The 1,174-nt window shown below is 68.2% G+C and carries 1 protein-coding gene; it reads left to right on the top strand.

Translation table 11 applies throughout. The features are described from left to right. Positions 1 to 13: 13 nt before the first annotated feature. Positions 14 to 1,075, top strand: coding sequence for a tryptophan--tRNA ligase (gene trpS, locus AX737_RS09335; RefSeq protein WP_066920823.1), 1,062 nt, complete (start codon positions 14 to 16; stop codon positions 1,073 to 1,075). The last annotated feature ends 99 nt before the right edge of the window (positions 1,076 to 1,174 follow it).

A 1,174-nucleotide genomic window follows, 5' to 3' on the forward strand; every position in this document is an offset into this window, starting at 1 on the left:
GGGTAGGCGCGCGATGGCCGCGTTCAACGAACTGGTGTTCTCCGGCGTGCAGCCGACCGGGAACCTGCATCTCGGCAACTATCTCGGCGCCATCAAGCGCTTCGTGGAGATGCAGAACAGGGACGCGCAGTGCCTCTACTGCGTCGTCGACATGCACGCGATCACGCTATGGCAGGACCCGCAGGCCTTGCGCGGCCAGATCCGCGAGGTCACGGCCGCGTTTCTGGCCGCCGGCATCGACCCGAGGCGCTCCATCGTGTTCAACCAGAGCCAGGTGCCGGCCCATGCCGAGCTCGCCTGGATCTTCAACTGCGTCGCCCGCATCGGCTGGCTCAACCGCATGACGCAGTTCAAGGACAAGGCCGGCAAGGACCGCGAGAACGCGAGCGTCGGCCTCTACGCCTACCCGGTGCTGATGGCCGCCGACATCCTGGCCTACCGGGCGACGCACGTCCCCGTGGGCGAGGACCAGAAGCAGCACCTCGAGCTGACCCGCGACATCGCCCAGAAGTTCAACACCGATTTCGCCGGCTCGATCATGGCCCACGGCCACGGCGAGGACGGCTTCTTCCCCGTCACCGAGCCGCTGATCGGCGGGCCGGCAGCCCGGGTGATGTCGCTGCGCGACGGCGCGAAGAAGATGTCGAAGTCCGATGCCTCTGACAACTCGCGCATCAACCTCACGGACGATCAGGATCTGATCGCCCAGAAGGTGCGCAAGGCCAAGACCGACCCGGACCCCCTCCCCTCGGAGGCGGAAGGCCTGAAGGGCCGGCCCGAGGCCGACAACCTCGTGGGCATCTACGCGGCGCTCGCCGAGACGACCCGCGAGGCGGTGCTGGCGCAGTATGGCGGCGCGCAGTTCTCGGCCTTCAAGGGCGCGCTGGTCGATCTCGCGGTGGAGAAGCTCAGCCCGATCAACGCCGAGATGAAGCGGCTCACCGCCGATCCCGGCCACATCGACGCCGTGCTGGCCGACGGCGCCGCGCGGGCCGAGGCGATCGCCGCCCCGACCCTCGACGCCGTCAAGGACATCGTCGGCTTCGTGCGCCGCACGCGGCTCAGCCCGGTCTGAGACCGTTTCCGGCTGATCGGTTCGGTCTGACGCATCGTCTCGGAACGAGGCGCGGGTCCCCTCTCCTGTAGGGAGAGGTCTGCTTTCGCAGAAAGCCGG

The sequence above is a fragment of the Methylobacterium sp. CCH5-D2 genome (assembly GCF_001556475.1).
GTDB classification, from domain to species: domain Bacteria; phylum Pseudomonadota; class Alphaproteobacteria; order Rhizobiales; family Beijerinckiaceae; genus Methylobacterium; species Methylobacterium hispanicum.